Below are 1,114 nucleotides of genomic sequence, written 5' to 3' on the forward strand. Positions count from 1 at the left end.
CGCTCGCCCTTGTCCGTCTTCGGCGGGAAGAACTCGAAGGAGAAGGTGGGGAATTCGGCGGTGGTCACAGGCGTCGCCCTCCCGCGTTGAAGTAGCTCGCCTCGGGGTGGTGGACGACGATCGCGTCCGTGGACTGCTCGGGGTGGAGCTGGAACTCCTCCGACAGCACGACCCCGATCCGCTCCGGCCGGAGCAGTTCGGCGATCTTGGCCCGGTCCTCCAGGTCGGGGCAGGCCGGATAGCCGAGGGAGTAGCGGCAGCCCTGGTACTCGGTGCGCAGCATGCCTCCCAGACCGGCGGGGTCGGCGCCGCCGATGCCCCAGTCGGCGCGCACCTTCGCGTGCCAGTACTCGGCCAGGGCCTCCGCCAACTGCACGGACAGACCGTGCAGTTCGAGGTAGTCGCGGTAGGCGTCGGCGGCGAACAGCCGGGCCGTCTCCTCCCCGATCCTCGATCCGACGGTGACGACCTGGAGGGCGACCGCGTCCACCTCGCCCGAGTCCTCGGCGCGGTGGAAGTCGGCCAGGCAGAGGCGACGGCCGCGCTCCTGGCGGGGGAAGGAGAAGCGGGTGCGCTCGCTGCCGTCCTCGTCCAGGACGATCAGGTCGTCGCCCTTGGACACACAGGGGAACCAGCCGTGGACGACGGCCGCCTCGACCAGGTTCTCGCGCTCGATCCGGTCGAGCAGCGCGCGCAGGCGCGGCCGGCCCTCCGTCTCGATGGTCTCGGCGTCCTTCAGTCCCCACTGGCCCTTGAAGAGGGCGGTCTCGTCGAGCCAGGGGGCGTACTCGGCGAGCGGGATGCCGGTGGTGACCTTCGTCCCGAGGAAGGGGGGCTCGGGTACGGGGTTGTCGGCGGCGACGTCGGAGCGCCCGGCCGGCTCGGGCTCGCGGACCTCCGTCACGACCGGCCGCCGGGCCACGCGCCGCTGCTTGAGCGGGGGCAGTACGGCTCCGGGGACGCCCCGCTTGACGCCCATGAGCGCGTCCATGAGCCGCAGGCCCTCGAAGGCGTCACGCGCGTAGCGGACCTCGCCGTCGTACAGCTCGTGCAGGTCCTGCTCGACATACGCCCTGGTCAGGGCGGCGCCACCCAGGATCACCGGGAAGCGAGA

General features: G+C 71.8%; 1 protein-coding gene. It reads right to left on the reverse strand.

What is annotated here, in order from left to right; all coding sequences use genetic code 11:
• Window positions 1–64: 64 nt before the first annotated feature.
• Window positions 65–1,114 (reverse strand): vitamin B12 dependent-methionine synthase activation domain-containing protein (locus AB0M18_RS36640; RefSeq protein ID WP_365765735.1); only part of this gene is annotated, 1,050 nt, incomplete at its 5' end.

The organism is Streptomyces sp. NPDC051909, from assembly GCF_040681095.1.
Taxonomy (GTDB): Bacteria; Actinomycetota; Actinomycetes; order Streptomycetales; family Streptomycetaceae; genus Streptomyces.